We start from the raw sequence: 17,348 nt of genomic DNA, 5'->3' as shown, positions 1-17,348 counted from the left end.
TTAGGCATTTTTCTTTTTACGTTTACGGAAATAATCGAAAACGAACCATCCAGCCAATAGGATCAAGAAATATTTGAAATACGAACGGGGTTCGCCATCTCCACCTACGGTAGTGAATACCCGGTCCCAACGGACCTTAAAAGGGTTGGGGTCAGCCGCGATACCCTGTAGGCTGAACCAGATAAAAACAGGACGGCCCACAATATGATCTTCGGGTACAAAGCCCCAATAACGACTGTCTTCGGAACGATGGCGGTTATCACCCATCATCCAATAGTAATTCTGCCCGAAGGTATAATTGTTGGTCACTTGTCCGTCTATACTAATTTGGTTTCCGGCCACGGCTAGTTCATGACCTTCGTATTCCGTAATGATCTTTTTGTAGTAGGGCAGGTTTTCAATGGTCAAAGGTATAGAGGCCCCGGCCTGCGGAATGTAAAAGGACTTCATATTGTCAATAGTGCCCTGATGTAGACTGCTCTGTGGGAAAATTTGATCGCTCGCTTTACTGAAGCTAAAACGTGAAATGTTGGAAATACCCTCACGACCCACAAAAGATTTAGACTCTTGGTCGGTCATATTGAACAAGAGCATATCGTTTACGGTTTCGGCCTTAACATGTTCCGCAACTTTAGGGTGGGTGATAGCGCCGGTAAAGTAAACAAAATCCTTGTCTCGGGAGACTTCTTCTAGGCTAGCCCCTTTGTCTAACAAGAGTCTTACTTTTTCTTGTTGAAGTAGGGAGTCCGGAATACGTATGACGTTGCCTGCATAATTGGTTTTGCCCAAAAGATTCAAGGCGTTTTGTGTGATTTGCCCTTTAGTAGTCACCAAATGGGTAAACTGTGGTTTGGCCCTATCCGACAAGATCAATTTCTCTCCGTCGATATAAACGTCACCATCAACTATCGACAGACTATCTCCAGGTGTACCAACACAACGTTTGACATAGTTCGATTTTTTATCGATGGGTTTTTTAACCCCTCTTTCCTTAACGAAAAACCGACGCACCGTATCGGCCGGCCAACTGAAAACCACGATATCGTTCTTCTTTACCTTTTGAAAACCCGGTAGGCGCATATAGGGCAACTGTAGTTTATTCCAGATTGAGGTTTTATGAGTATCCGGATTCACATCGGCCACATAAGAGCGGGTTTTTAAAACGGGCAAGGTATCGTGTACCATGGGTGCGGCCACTGTCGTCATAGGGGCACGGGCACCATAATGGAATTTACTCACGAATAAAAAATCGCCGATTAACAAGGTTTTTTCAAGTGAGCCGGTGGGTATCACATAGGGTTGTATAAAATAGGTGTGTACCAAGGTAGCGGCCACGATGGCAAAAACAATGGAGCTTACCCATTCGCCCGTAGCGGTTTTTGGCGTGGTACTACGGTCAGTCATATATTCGACATCCAGTACGTAACTTACATAGAAAATATAAAAGCCTAGGGTTAAGATAACGGCCCAGGTGTCTAAAGTGCTGTTGCGGCCAAAGCTACGGATGGTCTCTACCCAAACTACGGGGAACATCAAAAGATTGATAATGGGAATGAATAACAAAATCGTCCACCAAGCAGGGCGGTTGATTATTTTCATCAACACAATGGCATTATAGACCGGTATGGCGGCCTCCCATGCTTTGCGTCCGGCTTTAACGTATAGTTTCCAGGTAGCGGCGAAATGAATCAGTTGTATGACCAGAATAAAGATTATCCATTGGGTTCCGTTCATGACTTATGTTTTTAGAAGCCTGGTATGGTATAGGGCTTTCGTTTTTCTCTTTTGTTTTTTAAAGGCCTAAAACGTCCTTCATGGTAAAAATACCGGTTTTTCCGATAATCCATTCCGCGGCCACCACCGCGCCAAGGGCAAAACCTTCGCGATTGTGGGCTTCGTGGGTAATTTCAATAGTGTCTACTTTGCTTTCGTAGGTTACCGTATGGGTGCCGGGTACTTCGCCTTCCCGAATGGAATAAATGGGTAAATCTTCGGCTACTTTTCCGTCCAGACTCCAGTTTTCCTTATCGGAATGGGCCAGAACACCTTCTGCCAAGGTGATTCCGGTACCACTTGGGGCGTCCAGTTTATGAATATGATGTATTTCGGTCAGGCTTGTTTTATAGTCCTTTTGGGGCTGCATCATTTGGGCCAGTTTTTTGTTCAATTCAAAAAACAAGTTTACCCCCAAACTAAAATTGGAGGCATAGATGAATCCGCCATCGTGCTTGCTGCAATTAGCGACGGCTTCGTCAAAACGGTCTAGCCAGCCTGTTGTACCGCAAATTACGGGCACGCCTTGTGCAAAGCACTTTGTTAAATTGCCAAAGGCCGCATCGGGGGTACTAAAGTCAATGGCCACCTCGGCACCGTTTAATTCAAAAGGGTCGTTATTGTCTATTTTGGCTACAATGCTATGGCCACGATCCAAGGCAATACCTTCGATCATTTTTCCCATGCGTCCGTAGCCTAAAAGTGCGATTTTCATGTATTGGTTTTTCGCCAGTTCAAGTGGTTGGCGTTTTTATAATTTGTGCTCTAAAAAGTAAAGGTAAATGTTAGACCGTAATTAACCTGAGCGGTCAGGGCATCTTGTTCGAGATAGGGTTTGAAATCCATACTAAGGTTGGTGTCCACATTGTATTGTTGTAAATGGGCATCAACATTCGCATCGATGATGTTCAGGGCATAAGCCGTTATGGTGAGCAACAGGAAAAGGTCGCGGTCGCGCTGGTAGCGTTCTTGTTGGTTTTGGAGTGCTTCCTGATCGAATATCTCGGTTCCGTCTTCCCGAATGAACTCATCGTTCCGAAAACCGGCCCTACGGCTTTTAAAGGCTTCACGGAAACGTCGGTACAGATCGTTGTTGTATTTGTAGCCATAGGCAGCCCCGCCTATAGCGCCCCAAACTAAAGGCACTTTCCAATAGCGTTTATTGTACACTTGGCCCAATCCGGGTAATACCGCACTATAAAATGCGGCTTTACTTGGGGCCAAAGGGTCTATTTTCACCTTGCTCAAGACGCTTTCAGAAAGCATAATGCCTTCTTCCTTTAGTTCGGTCTGTAAGGAGTCTTTTGGGGTTTCGGTAGGGGTTTCTTCTTGAGCGCTCAATCCAAGATGGAAGAGTGCGAAACAGAAACAAAGTATTTTGACATTATTCACCCGTAATCAGTTTTCGTATACGTTTCAGCTCTTCGCGCGAGTGAAAGGAGATGGTTATTTTCCCTTTACCCCGTTCCGATGCTTTCAATTCTACGGCAGCTTCTAGGTATTTGGTCAGTTTCTTTTCTTCTTGTTGGGCAAATTCCGGTACGGCATTTTCCTTTGTTGGCGTTTTTGCAGGCGTTTCCGGTTTGCCTTCTTGGTATTCTTTTACCGCAGCTTCTGTTTCCCTAACGGATAAGCGATTGGCCAAGATCTTTTCGTATAGACTGATCTGGTCTTTCTTTTTGCTGATGTTTACCAGCGCTCGACCATGGCCCATACTCAAGAATCCGTCGCGCATTCCGGTCTGTACTATAGGGTCTAGTTTTAACAGACGTAGATAGTTCGCAATGGTGGAACGTTTTTTACCTACACGATCACTCAGCTTCTCTTGGGTAAGTTGGATCTCGTCTATTAAGCGTTGGTAAGAAAGGGCGATTTCGATAGGGTCGAGATCTTGCCTTTGGATGTTTTCTACCAAGGCCATTTCCAACGACTCTTGATCGTTAGCAATCCGTATATAGGCCGGAATAGTCTTTAGGCCAACTATTTTGGAGGCCCTGAACCTGCGTTCTCCAGAAACCAACTGGTATTTGTTGAACTCCATTTTACGAACGGTAATGGGTTGTATTACCCCAAGTTCGCGAATAGAGGAAGCTAATTCCTGAAGGGTCTCGTCATTAAAGTTGGTCCGGGGTTGGAACGGGTTTACCTCAATGGTATCCATTTCCAGCTCTACGATATTACCTACTACCTTGTCGGCGTTTTTGTCGCCCACCGCGTTGATGTCGTTTTCAGGATCTTTTAATAGGGCCGATAAACCCCTGCCCAAAGCTTGTTTTTTGGTCGCTTTCGCCATTTATGCTGTTTCCTTGTTCTTTTTTAGTACTTCATTGGCCAGGTTCAGGTAATTGGTTGCCCCTTTACTACTGGCGTCGTATTTAATTATGCTTTCCCCGTAGGAGGGTGCCTCACTTAAACGAATGTTCCGTTGGATGATGGTGTCGAAAACCATATCGCTAAAGTGCTTACGGACCTCTTCCACTACTTGGTTAGATAAGCGTAGGCGCGAGTCGAACATGGTCAACAACATGCCTTCGATGTCCAAATTTGGGTTATGTATCTTTTGAACACTTTTTACGGTGTTCAATAATTTACCCAAACCTTCCAAAGCAAAATATTCACATTGGATCGGAATGATAACCGAGTCTGAGGCCGTTAAGGCGTTCAGTGTCAAAAGTCCCAAAGAAGGGGCGCAGTCAATCAAAATATAATCGTAAGCGTCCTTAACGGGTTCCAAGGCCTTTTTAAGCATGTACTCCCGTTGGTCTTTGTCTACCAATTCGATTTCGATCGCCACCAGGTCGATGTGGGCAGGAATGAGATCTACATTTGGGGAGGAGGTCTCATGAATACTCTCTTCGGCCGTACGGGTGTGTTCCAATAATTGATAGGTGCCGAATTCGATACTGTCCACGTCCAGACCAAGGCCTGAGGTAGCGTTTGCCTGGGGGTCGGCATCGATCAATAGTACCTTCTTTTCCAAAACACCTAGCGATGCCGCCAAGTTCACCGTTGTTGTGGTTTTTCCAACGCCGCCCTTTTGGTTGGCAACTGCGATGATTTTGCCCATATATTTAAGTAAGTTAGGCGATAAAAATACGATTAATTATGACGCCATAAAATCAAATTTGTTAACAGAAGGTGAAATTACACGGCTATCAGGGATTTCGAGATAAAACTAGGCTTCCTTCAAAATTTCCAATATTTCAATAGCGGCTTCGCTGATCTTGGTTCCTGGTCCAAAAACGGCCATGGCCCCGGCTTCAAAAAGATAATCATAATCTTGTTTTGGGATTACCCCACCTACGATTACCATAATGTCTTCGCGCCCTCTTTTCGTAAGCTCCTCGATCACTTTCGGTACTAAGGTTTTGTGACCTGCGGCCAAGGTAGATACCCCAAGGATATGCACATCGTTTTCCACCGCTTGTTTGGCGGCTTCCTCCGGAGTTTGGAACAAGGGTCCTATATCTACGTCGAATCCGAGGTCGGCATAACCGGTGGCAACCACTTTGGCGCCACGATCGTGCCCGTCTTGCCCCATTTTCGCAATCATGATCCTAGGGCGACGACCTTCTTGTTCGGCAAAACTATCGGATAGTTCGCGTGCCTTTTTAAAACTTTCGTCTGCTTTGATTTCTTTTGCGTACACTCCGGTAAATGATTGGATTTTGGCTTTATGTCTTCCGTAAACCTTTTCCAAGGCGTCACTGATTTCGCCTAGGGTCGCCCTTTCTTGGGCGGCCACAACGGCAAGGGTCAAAAGGTTCTCTGCGGTTTCGCCATTATGCTTGGCTTCCGCAGCTTGGCTAAGGACGTCGAGTGCGGCTTGTACCGCGGCTTCGTTCCGATTGTCTTTTAGGTTTTGGATGCGCTCAATCTGTTGGCGACGTACTTCTTGGTTGTCTACCTCTAGAATGCTAAGTGGATCTTCTTCCTCCAGTATGTATTTGTTTACCCCAACAATGGTGTCTTGACCACTATCGATGCGTGCCTGCTTGCGTGCGGCGGCCTCTTCGATGCGCATTTTGGGTATACCGGCCTCAATGGCTTTGGTCATACCGCCTAGTACTTCAACCTCTTCGATGAGTTTCCAGGCTTTTTCGGCCAGATCATTGGTCAAGCGTTCTACATAATAGCTGCCGGCCCAGGGGTCAACGGTTTTGGTGATCTTGGTTTCCTGTTGCAGGAAAATTTGGGTGTTCCTTGCAATACGTGCCGAAAAATCGGTAGGGAGGGCAATAGCTTCGTCCAGGGCATTGGTATGCAGGCTCTGGGTGCCACCAAAGGCTGCTGCTGCGGCTTCTACCGCGGTACGGGTAACATTGTTAAAAGGATCTTGCTCGGTCAAACTCCAGCCACTGGTTTGGCAGTGGGTACGCAAGGCGAGCGATTTGGGGTTCTGGGGGTTAAATTGTTTTACGATTTTGGCCCATAATAACCTTCCGGCCCGCATTTTGGCTATTTCCATAAAGTGGTTCATGCCAATGGCCCAGAAAAAGGAAAGCCGCGGCGCAAAACTATCGATGTCCAAACCGGCCTTTAATCCGGTGCGTATGTATTCCAATCCGTCGGCCAAGGTATAGGCGAGTTCTATATCCGCAGTGGCACCGGCTTCTTGCATATGGTAGCCCGAAATACTGATACTGTTGAATTTGGGCATATGCTGACTGGTATATTCAAAAATGTCCGAGATCAGCTGCATCGATGGTGTAGGTGGGTAAATGTAGGTATTACGCACCATAAATTCCTTTAAGATGTCGTTTTGTATGGTTCCGGCCAAGGTTTTTTGGTCTACGCCTTGCTCTAAGGCTGCTACAATATAAAAAGCCATAATGGGCAATACGGCCCCGTTCATGGTCATGGAAACCGACATTTTGTCCAACGGAATACCGTCGAAGAGCACTTTCATATCTTCTACGGAGTCAATGGCAACTCCTGCCTTACCTACGTCGCCTACTACACGGGGGTGGTCGCTGTCATATCCCCTATGAGTGGGCAGGTCAAAGGCAACGGACAAGCCTTTTTGTCCGGCTTTTAGATTCCTTCTGTAAAAGGCGTTACTTTCCTCAGCGGTCGAGAATCCGGCATATTGCCTAATGGTCCACGGCCTTCTTACATACATGGTGCTATAGGGACCACGTAGGTTGGGGGCAATACCGGCCACATAATCCAAATGGTCCAAGCCTTCAATATCGCTGGGGCCATAAGTAGATTTAACGGTGATACCTTCGGCTGTATTATGGTTTTGGGGTTTCGTATTCGATTCGGATACCTTCCTGGAGATTTCCAAATCTTGGAGGTTCCTTCTACTCATCTTCTAGTCGTTTTTGTTCGAGTTCCGTTGCCAATCTTCTAGGGCGTATCGGAACTATTTTGGTTTGGTGGGGTATGGGTTTGCTAAAAGGTTCAATGTTGAGATTGCCTTTCATTTGGTCTTCGGGATTCGGGTATATATTAGAACCGATAAGTACTTCTTCCCCGGCATCGAAACGTTTTTGGGCCTTTAAGTGGCTTTCTTTGATCTTGCGCTGAATGTTGCCTTCTTTCAGTAGCTTTAAAAAACCACCCTGATTTTCCAATTGTTTGAAAAGGTCCAAAGCTTTTTGACTAAACTGTGCGCCAATACTTTCTAAATAATACGCGCCATCGGCCACATTGTTTACCTGCCCTAGGCTACTTTCTTCTTTTAAAACGATCAATTGATTACGCGCGATACGTGAGGCGAATTCAGAATCATGGGCATACAATTGGTCGTAATTGGTATTGCAGACCGCGTCGGCCCCGCCTAGTATGGCCGACATACATTCGGTGGTGGTACGCAGCAAGTTTACGTTGTAGTCGTAGAGGGTTTTGTTGCGTAGGCCTGGGGTAGCGGTCAAATGCAAGCTGATTTCGGTATCAAAGCCTTGGCAAAGGGTGTCCCATAAAGTTCGGAAGGCCCTGAATTTGGCGATTTCGAAAAGATAGTGCCCGCCAACGCCCATTTCTACCCAGATTGCTTTGGGAAAAGGAGCGCCTTGGGCTTCCAGAATATGCAGGTATTCGGCTGTGTGGGCCAAGGTATAGGCGAGTTGTTGTATACTGTTGGCACCGCCATTTAAGTATAGGCTACCGTCTACTTTTAAGTACGTTCGATTTTCCTTGGCTTCCTCTTGGGATAGTTGGTTTAGCAGCAATGCAATATCACTAGTTTCGTCTTTACGCCAATTCCCAGTGGTTGCAAGATGACCAATAGGGTCTAGACCGAGGTGGATGCCAGCTTTGTCGGTAAGCTTAGCCAAGGCTTCAACCAAGTCAGATGCCTCCGCTGCGAAATCAAAGTACACCGGATGTACTGAAAGATCAACATCTTGAAGCAAATTCGTAAAATCGGTTTTACCGGAAACATTCGTGAATCGAATGGCTTCGGCACCGCGACCTAGGCTATCCAAAGCCTGGGCGTTTGCTTTATCATCACCTTGAAGCGTGTCGATTTGTTGGGTTACGGCCCAATTTTGGGGTGTTCCGTTGCCTTTCAAAGAAAGGGGGGCTAGGTCCTCGCTATGGTAAAACGGTTTAATGTTTATGCCTTCGAGGGTTTCGTAGACCAAGGTGTCGTTATAGTCGGCCCCTTTTAGGTCTACCTGGATTTTCTGTTTCCACTGTTTGGCGCTTACGGCGTCAAAATCGCTTAACAAGTCACTCATGGGTAGTGGTTTTGGTACTGTCTTCGTACTCGATAAGGAAAATCTCCTCGTTTTTCTTTTTTAGGTAATATTCTTCCCGAGCAAACTTTTCCAGTTCTTTTTTCGAGGACAGTTTTTGGATTATCTTTTTGTCTTTTTCGATTTCAGTCTCTAAAAACTCGATTTGGTCTTCCAGCTTATCTATTTCTTTTTTCAATTCCCAATGGATCAAGAGGGAGTTGGTGTCGAAAAACAACATCCAGACCAAGAAAATGCTGGTCACCAACACGTAAATATTGGCGATTCGTGAAAACCATTTTTTATTTTTAAAATCGAGCCACCCCATTTACAAAAGTTTTTCGTTGATTATGGTACGAACGATATCAATGGCCACCGTATTACGCTTGTTGTTGGGTATGATAAGATCGGCGTATTCTTTGGTGGGTTCAATAAATTGTTCGTGCATGGGTTTAAGGGTGTTTTGATAACGGTTCAATACCTCTTCGATATCACGCCCGCGGTCAATGATGTCGCGTCGTAACCTTCGGATCAGCCTTTCGTCCGAATCGGTGTGCACGAATATTTTGATATCCATCATTTCCCTGATTTTGGGATTGGTCAATATCAAAATCCCCTCGATGATCATTACTTTACGGGGTTGGGTGCGTAGGGTGTCTTTGGTACGGTTATGCTGTACAAAAGAATACACGGGCTGCTCGATGGCTCCCCCCTTTTTAAGCGCCTCAATATGTTCACAGAGCAAATCGAAATCGATGGCCCGTGGGTGGTCAAAATTTACTTTGGTACGCTCTTCAAAAGACAAATGGCTCAAGTCTTTGTAGTAGGAGTCTTGGGTAATGACCCCGACCTGATCTTCCGGTAGTTCTTGTATAATATGATTTACCACCGTGGTCTTTCCACAACCTGTGCCTCCTGCGATTCCTATAACCAGCATATGTGTTTCTGTATGTGTAGAGCTTATTTGGTTTCGATGCAAACGAGCTATACATGGGTTCCCTAAATAAAAATCGGTCTCCGGTAATTGCCCGGAAATCGTACTTCAAAATTACGGAATTTGGCGGGAATTTTGGCGGCTATCAGGCGAAATCGTACTGTGACTTACCAAAGGTTTTACTTCGGGTAAAAGTCATGTTTTAACTCCCGTCCAGAGGCTAAATTTACTCGATAATCCTGCCTTCTGGCAGGCATGGCGAGATTTAACCTGACTGCCGTCAGGCAAGTAACTTCAAGTCTTGTCTCGAAATGAAGGGAAGTCTTTTCCTTGAATAGTTTTTGACCCTGTATGGAGCTGGTTTAGAAGTTGGGCCAATGTAATACCCCGCCGATAGCATCAGTTTTGGCGCCAGTGACACTGCTTAGGCAATTGGGTGAGTTCTGCAAGCGAAGGGCGCCCATAAAGGCAAAGATTAAGGCTTCTTTATATTCGATTGTCTCTAGGCTTGCTTGAGATAGTTGAATGTTCTTGTTGAGCTTGTTGGCCAAGGCCTCCATAAGATATCCGTTTAAGGCGCCTCCGCCGGTTACCAGAAGGGAGTGATGGGCTTCCGTTGCTTGGGTATTGATGTCTATGGCTAACTGATCGGTTATATGGGCAATGCAGGTATGTAAAAGGTCTTCGGTGGAATGCTCGGTGTTTTCAAGTAGCGGTATTACTTCTGTTTCGAACCATTCGTAGCCTGTAGACTTTGGGTAGGGTAGCTGGTAATAGGCTAAGGCATTCAATTGTTCCAATAGCGCAGGGATGACTTTTCCCTGCCGAGCCAGTTGGCCATCTTTATCATATTCCAAGCCTATTTTTCGACTTAGGTAATTCAGGGGCATATTGGCCAGGCCGATATCGTAGGCGATACGTTCCCCATTTTTTTCAAAAGATACGTTACTGATACCGCCCAAGTTTAAACAAAAGCTATGTTCCTCAAACAACAAGCGGTCCCCAATTGGCACGAGAGGCGCCCCTTGTCCGCCCAAGGCGACATCTTGGGTGCGGAAATCGCTTATGGTGGGCAAATGACAGGCGTTGGCCAAATGTTGGCCCGATCCGATCTGGCAAGTATAGCCCAGATCCGGACGATGGTGTATGGTGTGTCCATGACTGGCTACATAATCTATTTTAAGGGTGTTTTGGTTTTTGAAATTTTGAACTTGTTCGCCCAGCCAAGTGCCATACTTGTTGTGCAATACCCCCAATTCCAAAGCACTATAATTAATGGCTTCGGCCAGTTTTTTTTGCCAGCCGCTGTCATAGGAAATACTTTGGCAAGGGCCGAGGGTATATGACCATTGATCTCCTTCTTTTCGAAATTCACAAAGGGCCATATCCAAGCCATCGAGGGAGGTGCCCGACATAAGGCCTAGTATTTGTATGCTTTTCATAACTACGAGCTTAGGGTTAATGGAAATTGGCCAACGGCTTTGTGTTTTCCTAGAAAATGATTCGCGGCAATCTCTTGGAATTCAGGAAAATCTTGATAGACAATGGTTAGTCCGGCCAGTTGTTCATGTGGCAATTTTTCCAAAAGATAGGGGTTGCCGAAGAGGTATAGGATACCATTGCCGGTAGCTATCAGTTCATGGAGATGGTTCCAAGTGGTTTCCCCTAGTCCGTAATAGTCGGCAGGCTTGGCCTTTGGCGGGAAAAGTGCGATCAAAACCGGCTTGTCGAAAGATTCGGGAAGTTCGGCCAACTTGAGCTGGTCAAATTGCAGTTCCCTTGCCAACCCGTTAACGAAAACATTCTCTTTCGGCTTGCCCACGGTAACCACAGTAAAGCTGCCGGAAGTTTTTTCGGGTAATAGGGCGGAAGCCGATCGTAATTCCGTTAGACTTTTTTCGGCCAATTGGGTATTGAATGCTTTAGAGTCGTACGTATCCAGTGGTTGGTGTTCTTTTTGTATTACCTGGGCCTTGCATTTTAATTCCCAGACTTTTTGAAACCGATGTTCGATTTCTTCTTGGGTAACGGAGGCCAAAATGCGGCTAATTCCGGCTTCTACGTGTTCCGCAAAACATAAAATATCGTTTCCGGCCTCAAAAGCGGCTAATTCCAGACTTCCGGGTTCCTCAAAATCCTTAGAGACCGCATGCATGTTCAGGGCATCTGAAATTACGACACCATTAAACTCTAGTTCGTCTTGTAATACGTCCTTTATTATAGGTTTGGATAAGGTGGCCGGTGTGCCGGTGGGGTCCAACGCCGGAACGGATAAATGTCCGATCATGACCGAATCTACTCCGGTTTTGATCAATTCGGCAAAAGGGTAGAGTTCTTCCCTAAGTAATTGAGTCTTGGTTTTCGCGATTACAGGTAGACCTAAATGTGAGTCGGTAGCCGTATCACCGTGGCCCGGAAAATGTTTGAGGCTATTCAGAACACCAGTATCTTTGGTGCCCTGTAGGAATGCTGCGGCCTTTTCGGTTACCGTTTTGGGGTCGTTTCCAAAAGAGCGATAACCAATAACCGGATTGTTCGGATTACTGTTTACATCGACCACTGGGGCCAGATTCCAATGAATGCCACTGGCCAGGCAGTGTTCCCCGATTCGTTTTCCGGTTTCCCGGATCAAGTCGTTGTCGGCTAGAGCGCCAAGGGTAACGGCATAGGGGAGTTGGAGGGTGTTTTCGATGCGCATGGCAAGTCCCCATTCGGCATCTATACTGATCAATAACGGATATTTGGCCGCTTTTTGGTAGCGAGCAATCAATTTATGTAGGGTTTCTAGGCTTTCTTCGTTATGCACGATTTGCTTCTTGCCCTCAAAATTAGTGGCCGCACTGGCCCGGCTATGGAAAAAGCATATACTACCGATATGATGCTCACGTATCAGGTTTTCCAATTTTTGGATTTCTGCCTCACTATCGTTTATAAAAGCCGCTGGTTGAAAAAACTGGCCCACTTTTTCCGTTAAGGTCATGGAATGTGCAAGCTCGGGATGGACTAAAAAGGTTGACATAATGTTATGCGGATTTTTTACCGTAATCGGCCGGATAGGTAATTGCTTTTAAAAGGAGTAATGAGGGGATGCTGGCCAGAGCTACCCAGAGGAAGAAGCCATCGTAGCCGACCCATTCCTGGATATAACCGCTGATCATGCCCGGAAGCATCATACCCAAAGCCATAAAACCGGTGGCTAGGGCGTAATGTGAGGTTTTTGTCGGGCCATCGGCGATATAGATCAAGTATATCAAAAAGGCCGCAAAGCCAAATCCGTACCCAAATTGTTCCACCACAACAGTAGCTACAATGGCCCACATAGATTGAGAGCCGCTAACGGCCAATAAAGCATATAAAAGATTGGGTAGGTTTAGACAGAGCATCATGGGCAGCATCCATTTTTTAAGTCCGTCTCGCGAAATAGCCATACCACCCAAAATACCTCCTAAGGATAACATGATAACCCCAACAGTTCCATAAATGATGCCTACGGCTTCGGTACTAATGGCCAAACCTCCGGCTCCTTTATCGTCCAATAAAAATGGCGAGGCCATCTTAACCAATTGCGATTCGCCTAAACGATAGGTGAGTATAAACGCTAGTGCCCAGCCGATTCCCGGCTTTTTGAAAAAAGAGGCGAAAACTTCTAAAAACCCCAGTCTTTCATTGTCTTTGCCGGTTTCTGAGCTTTGTTCCTTAGGGCTGAGTAATAAATTAACGAAGGCCATAATTCCCATTAAAGCCCCTGCAAGGGTAAGGGTAAGCGACCAGGCCTTACCGTTGTCGTTCCATTGGGTTTCGAGATAGCCCGCCAAGATTACGATAAGTCCTTGTCCGGTGACCATGGCCAAACGATAAAAGGTAGAACGCATACCCACGAAAAAAGATTGTTGTTTTTGGTTGAGGGCCAGCATATAATACCCATCGGATGCGATATCGTTTGTAGCCGATGCGAAGGCGGCCATCCAGAAACAGGCCAAGGTTGCCGTAAAGAACATATCGGTCGGTATCAAAAGTCCGGCTATGAAAAAGGCGGCGGCAATGGTCAATTGCATCCAAAAGAACCAATTCTTTTTGGTGCTGATCATGTCAACGATAGGGCTCCACAGGGGTTTTATTACCCAAGGTAGGTAAAGCCAGCTGGTATAGAGTCCGATATCGGCGTTGGAGATGCCTAGTCGTTTGTACATAATTACCGATACGGTTACAACGATTACATAGGGCAGGCCTTGTGTAAAGTATAAGGTGGGCACCCAGGCCCATGGCGATTTTTTATTGGACATAATTAGTTTGTTTGGTCAATTTTGGTTTGGGCTATGGGCTGGCCATGGTCGTCTACGAAAACCAGCAATGGGTTTTTGAGGTGTTGGGGTAGGGTAAATTGCCCCTGGTCGTTAGCGAAGATTTGGGTAAGGTATTTTTTAGGGGATATTTTGTTCTTGAAAACATAAGCACTTTGGCTGCTAGTTACATGCGGAGGTAATGAAAAAGTACGGGAGTCACCTGCTATATGATGCTGAACTTGTATCGTTTCTAGAGGTACTTGGGAATACAGAGGTGCTATGGCCGCCGGATTATGGTATTTTTTACGTCTTAGGCGTTTTACGATATCGTCCTTATCGTGCATTAACGATTTGGCACTAAAAAAGAGATTGCCTTGAACATTTTCCAGTTCACGTGCTAGGCTCAATTGGCGGTCCAATTCTTTTTTGTCGTGCCAGGCCTGGTCTTGGTTATTTCGAATTTTGTAGGGACCATTACCAATATAAAGTTTGGTGTTGCCTAGGTTTTGGTCGTTCCACCAATGGGCCAGGACCCTATGTGCTGCTGGATCATAATCCATGCTCCAATACAATTGTGGGGCCAAATAATCGATCCAGCCTTGTTGGGCCCAAAGAATGGGGTCGGCATAAAGATCTTCGTAGGTGGTCTGTCCGGCTTTGGTCGCTGAGCCTTTGGGGTCGGTGCTGTTGTTTTTCCAAACTCCGAACGGACTAATGCCAAAGGCTACTTGGGGTTTGATTTGTTTTATGGTGCGATGCACTTTTTTTACTAAGGAATCGATATTGCTTCTGCGCCAATCTTCTAGAGCTTGTCCGGGTAGTTTGTTTTTTTGAAAACTGAGGCTGTCATTAAAAGTGGCGTCGGCTCTTTTGTAGGGATAGAAATAGTCATCAAAATGTATAGCGTCAATTGGATAGTTGGTTGCAATTTCCGCAACAATATCGGTTAAATGGGCCTGTACCTCTAGGTTTCCGGGGTCGTAGTAATTTTTTGGGCCATAAGGTATCATCCATTCCGGATGGGTGAAATAGTCATGGGAGGTATGTAGTACCTCAATTTTAGAATCGAAGGTTGCCCGGTATGGGTTTAGCCAGGCATGGAATTCCAAGCCTCTTTTGTGGGTTTCGTTTATCATCCAAGCCAATGGGTCTTCCATATCGGTTATGGCTTCACCTTCGGTACCTGTTAAAAAGCGTGACCAAGGGGCGAGTTTTGAGGGGTAAAAGGCATCACCTGCTGTACGCACTTGTACTATGGCTGCATTGAAATTGTTGTTTTTATAGAAATCTAGAATTTCAATAAAGTCTGCCTGTTTTTTAGTCCAACTGTCATTCGGGTGTTTCGGCCAATCGATATTGGCTACGGTGGCTACCCAGACGCCTCGGAATTCTGATTCTGGTAATGGTTTTTGAAGAATCGTACAGGCGTTTAGCACAAGCAGGCAAAAAACAGCAAGAAAAATATAACGCATAGGTGCAAGATAATCACAAATGCGATGTTTCTTGTGTTGGCAGCGTAACTACTTTTAAAAAATATGGCCCGTTTTAGGGAAACGGGCCAAACTAACTACACAGAAACCTTGAAGAGGGCCGTACCGCACGGCCCGTTCTTGGAATCATATTTTTAAGTCTTGGGTTCTTTTATGCTTCGTATCTATAGCGCACAAAGGCCTCCATGGCGGCATAATCGGCCATGCCAAGTGATCTGTATTTTTCGGCTGTGGCTTTGTTGCGCTCTTCAGCCCGCATCCAGAATTCCCTAGAGTCGTCGCCTTGGAACATAACACCGTCTTTTTGCGATTGGTGGCAGAAAATGGCGATTCGCTTTTTAAGTACTTGGGCAGGGCTCATAGGAACGGCCATTTCTATTTCATGCAGTTCCCATTCATGCCAAGCTCCTCGGTATAACCATAACCAACAGTTTTTCATATAGGGCTCGTTCTGTAGACGGCGCATAGATTCGAAAACGGCATCTAGACATACTTTATGGGTGCCGTGCGGATCGGCCAAGTCTCCTGCAGCATATACTTGATGGGGTTTTACTGTTGAGATAATGTCCATCATAATGTCGATATCGGCATCCGATAACTTATTCTTTTTAACCGTACCGGTTTCGTAAAAAGGAAGGTCTAGAAAATGGACGTTGCTGTCTGGCAGGCTTAAATAACGGGTCGCGGCATAAGATTCGCCACGTCTGATATTTCCTTTGAGTCGGCGCACTTCTACTACATCGTGATCGCCTTCTTTTTTATTCTTGATGGAATCGATAAGGTGTTGGGCATTTTCCGAACCATTAATGCCTTTGGCGATTTCGGCAAATTTTAGTGCCTCTTGGTCAGAAACGGCAATATTACCCGAGGTTTGGTAAACCACATGTACATCGTGTCCCTGCTCTATCAAGCGATCAAAGGTGCCTCCCATAGAGATAACATCGTCGTCGGGGTGTGGGCTAAAGAGAATGACCCGTTTTTTGGCAGGCTCGGCCCGTTCTGGGCGATTGGTGTCATCGGCATTGGGTTTACCGCCAGGCCATCCGGTTATGGTGTGCTGCAACCTATTGAACATACGAATGTTTAGGTCGTACGAGTCTTGAGAGGTCAATAATCCGGCCATCCCATTGTCGTTATAGTCCTTATCCGTTAAGCTCAATATTGACTTTTTCAATTTTACACAGAGCCAAAAAACGGCTTTTGCGGTAAGGGTTTCGTTCCACTCCAAAGATTCATCTACCAACCATGGGGTTTTGTTTCGGGTCAATTGGCTAGCGGCCTCGGTATCGATGACAAAGGTGCAGTTCTTATGGTGCTGCAGGTAGGTAGCGGGTACCTCTGAAGAGATTTCACCCTCTACGGTTTCTTTAATAATACGGGCCTTGTTTTGTCCCCAGCCCAGAAGTACGATCCTACGGGCGTGGCGCACGGTAGAGATTCCCATAGTAATGGCTTTTCTCGGCACATTGTCTATGCCTAAGAAAGCTGGTGCGGCATCAACACGGGTAATGTGGTCCAAGGTTATTACCCGTGTTCCCGAATTGTAGTGGGAACCTGGTTCGTTAAACCCAACATGACCGGTACGTCCTATACCTAGAAGCTGAAAATCCAATCCGCCATGGTCGCTTATTTTTTGCTCGTAGGCCAAACAAAATTCGGTAATGGCTTCCCCGCTTAGTGTTCCGCTGGGTATATTCACGTTTTCTGCCGGAATATCGATATGGTTGAACAGATGTTCGTGCATAAAATAATGATAACTCTGCACGTTTTCCTTTTCCATCGGAAGGTATTCGTCTAGGTTAAACGTAACCACATTGGCAAAACTCAAGCCTTCTTCTTGATGCATGCGCACCAATTCTTCGTACACCTTAATTGGCGATGAACCCGTGGCTAAACCAAGTACACAAGTTTCACCTTTCTTTTCTTTTCTTTTTATCAAAGAAGCAATTTCTTGCGCTACCCGAATAGAAGCTTCGTTAGAGCTTTCGAAAACCACGTTGTGGATTTTTTCGAAGCGGGTTTCCTCGAATTGCCCAGCCGGTTTATATGTGATGCTCTTTTTTCTTTTTGCTGCTGCTGTCATGCCTACCTGTAGATTATTGGATATTTCGATTAAAGCGAATTGCAAATATAGCAAAAGATGGTATTGTTTGCTGTTTTTTGCATTTTATTTTGCGTTTTAATG

Annotated in this window: 14 protein-coding genes; all 14 read right to left on the bottom strand. The window is 45.7% G+C overall.

The features are described from left to right. Positions 1-1,734 (bottom strand): signal peptidase I, encoded by a 1,734-nt coding sequence (gene lepB / locus B7P33_RS01025; protein WP_097440110.1) that lies wholly within the window; start codon positions 1,732-1,734, stop codon positions 1-3. Between the two features lie 58 nt (positions 1,735-1,792). Beyond that, complete coding sequence (gene dapB / locus B7P33_RS01020) at positions 1,793-2,488, bottom strand: 4-hydroxy-tetrahydrodipicolinate reductase (protein ID WP_097440109.1); 696 nt, start codon at positions 2,486-2,488, stop codon at positions 1,793-1,795. Between the two features lie 50 nt (positions 2,489-2,538). Beyond that, complete coding sequence (locus B7P33_RS01015; RefSeq protein ID WP_245871585.1) at positions 2,539-3,165, bottom strand: DUF5683 domain-containing protein; 627 nt, start codon at positions 3,163-3,165, stop codon at positions 2,539-2,541. After that, the gene (locus B7P33_RS01010; RefSeq protein ID WP_097440108.1) at positions 3,158-4,066 is read right to left on the bottom strand and encodes a ParB/RepB/Spo0J family partition protein; all 909 of its coding nucleotides are present in this window, start codon (positions 4,064-4,066) and stop codon (positions 3,158-3,160) included. The genes B7P33_RS01015 and B7P33_RS01010 overlap by 8 nt, the downstream gene beginning before the upstream one ends. Then, on the bottom strand, positions 4,067-4,840 hold the full coding sequence (locus tag B7P33_RS01005) for a ParA family protein (RefSeq protein ID WP_097440107.1): 774 nt from the start codon (positions 4,838-4,840) through the stop codon (positions 4,067-4,069). It lies immediately after the preceding gene. 108 nt (positions 4,841-4,948) lie between these two features. Next, positions 4,949-7,087: a methylmalonyl-CoA mutase gene (scpA, locus tag B7P33_RS01000; RefSeq protein ID WP_097440106.1), complete on the bottom strand. Its 2,139-nt coding sequence runs from the start codon at positions 7,085-7,087 to the stop codon at positions 4,949-4,951. Then, positions 7,080-8,459, bottom strand: coding sequence for a methylmalonyl-CoA mutase subunit beta (locus B7P33_RS00995; RefSeq protein ID WP_097440105.1), 1,380 nt, complete (start codon positions 8,457-8,459; stop codon positions 7,080-7,082). Before B7P33_RS00995 ends, scpA begins: the two co-directional genes overlap by 8 nt. Beyond that, positions 8,452-8,784, bottom strand: coding sequence for an FtsB family cell division protein (locus B7P33_RS00990; protein WP_097440104.1), 333 nt, complete (start codon positions 8,782-8,784; stop codon positions 8,452-8,454). Before B7P33_RS00990 ends, B7P33_RS00995 begins: the two co-directional genes overlap by 8 nt. After that, positions 8,785-9,393 carry a uridine kinase gene (gene udk, locus B7P33_RS00985; RefSeq protein ID WP_097440103.1) on the bottom strand — a complete coding sequence of 203 codons (609 nt, stop codon included), beginning with the start codon at positions 9,391-9,393 and terminating at the stop codon, positions 8,785-8,787. A gap of 359 nt (positions 9,394-9,752) precedes the next feature. After that, positions 9,753-10,832, bottom strand: a complete 1,080-nt coding sequence (locus B7P33_RS00980) for an anhydro-N-acetylmuramic acid kinase (protein ID WP_097440102.1) — start codon at positions 10,830-10,832, stop codon at positions 9,753-9,755. Positions 10,833-10,834: 2 nt separating this feature from the next. Further along, entirely contained in the window at positions 10,835-12,409 is a 1,575-nt protein-coding gene (locus tag B7P33_RS00975) for a glycoside hydrolase family 3 protein (protein WP_097440101.1), read from the bottom strand. Between the two features lie 4 nt (positions 12,410-12,413). Beyond that, positions 12,414-13,673 carry an AmpG family muropeptide MFS transporter gene (locus B7P33_RS00970; RefSeq protein ID WP_097440100.1) on the bottom strand — a complete coding sequence of 420 codons (1,260 nt, stop codon included), beginning with the start codon at positions 13,671-13,673 and terminating at the stop codon, positions 12,414-12,416. 2 nt (positions 13,674-13,675) lie between these two features. Continuing rightward, on the bottom strand, positions 13,676-15,145 hold the full coding sequence (locus tag B7P33_RS00965) for a glycoside hydrolase family 10 protein (RefSeq protein WP_097440099.1): 1,470 nt from the start codon (positions 15,143-15,145) through the stop codon (positions 13,676-13,678). Between the two features lie 169 nt (positions 15,146-15,314). Then, positions 15,315-17,246 carry a glucosamine-6-phosphate deaminase gene (gene nagB, locus B7P33_RS00960; RefSeq protein ID WP_097440737.1) on the bottom strand — a complete coding sequence of 644 codons (1,932 nt, stop codon included), beginning with the start codon at positions 17,244-17,246 and terminating at the stop codon, positions 15,315-15,317. Positions 17,247-17,348: the final 102 nt, after the last annotated feature.

It is taken from the genome of Sediminicola luteus (assembly GCF_002514735.1).
Taxonomy (GTDB): domain Bacteria; phylum Bacteroidota; class Bacteroidia; order Flavobacteriales; family Flavobacteriaceae; genus HQA918.
This window is presented reverse-complemented; position numbering and strand designations above follow the sequence as displayed.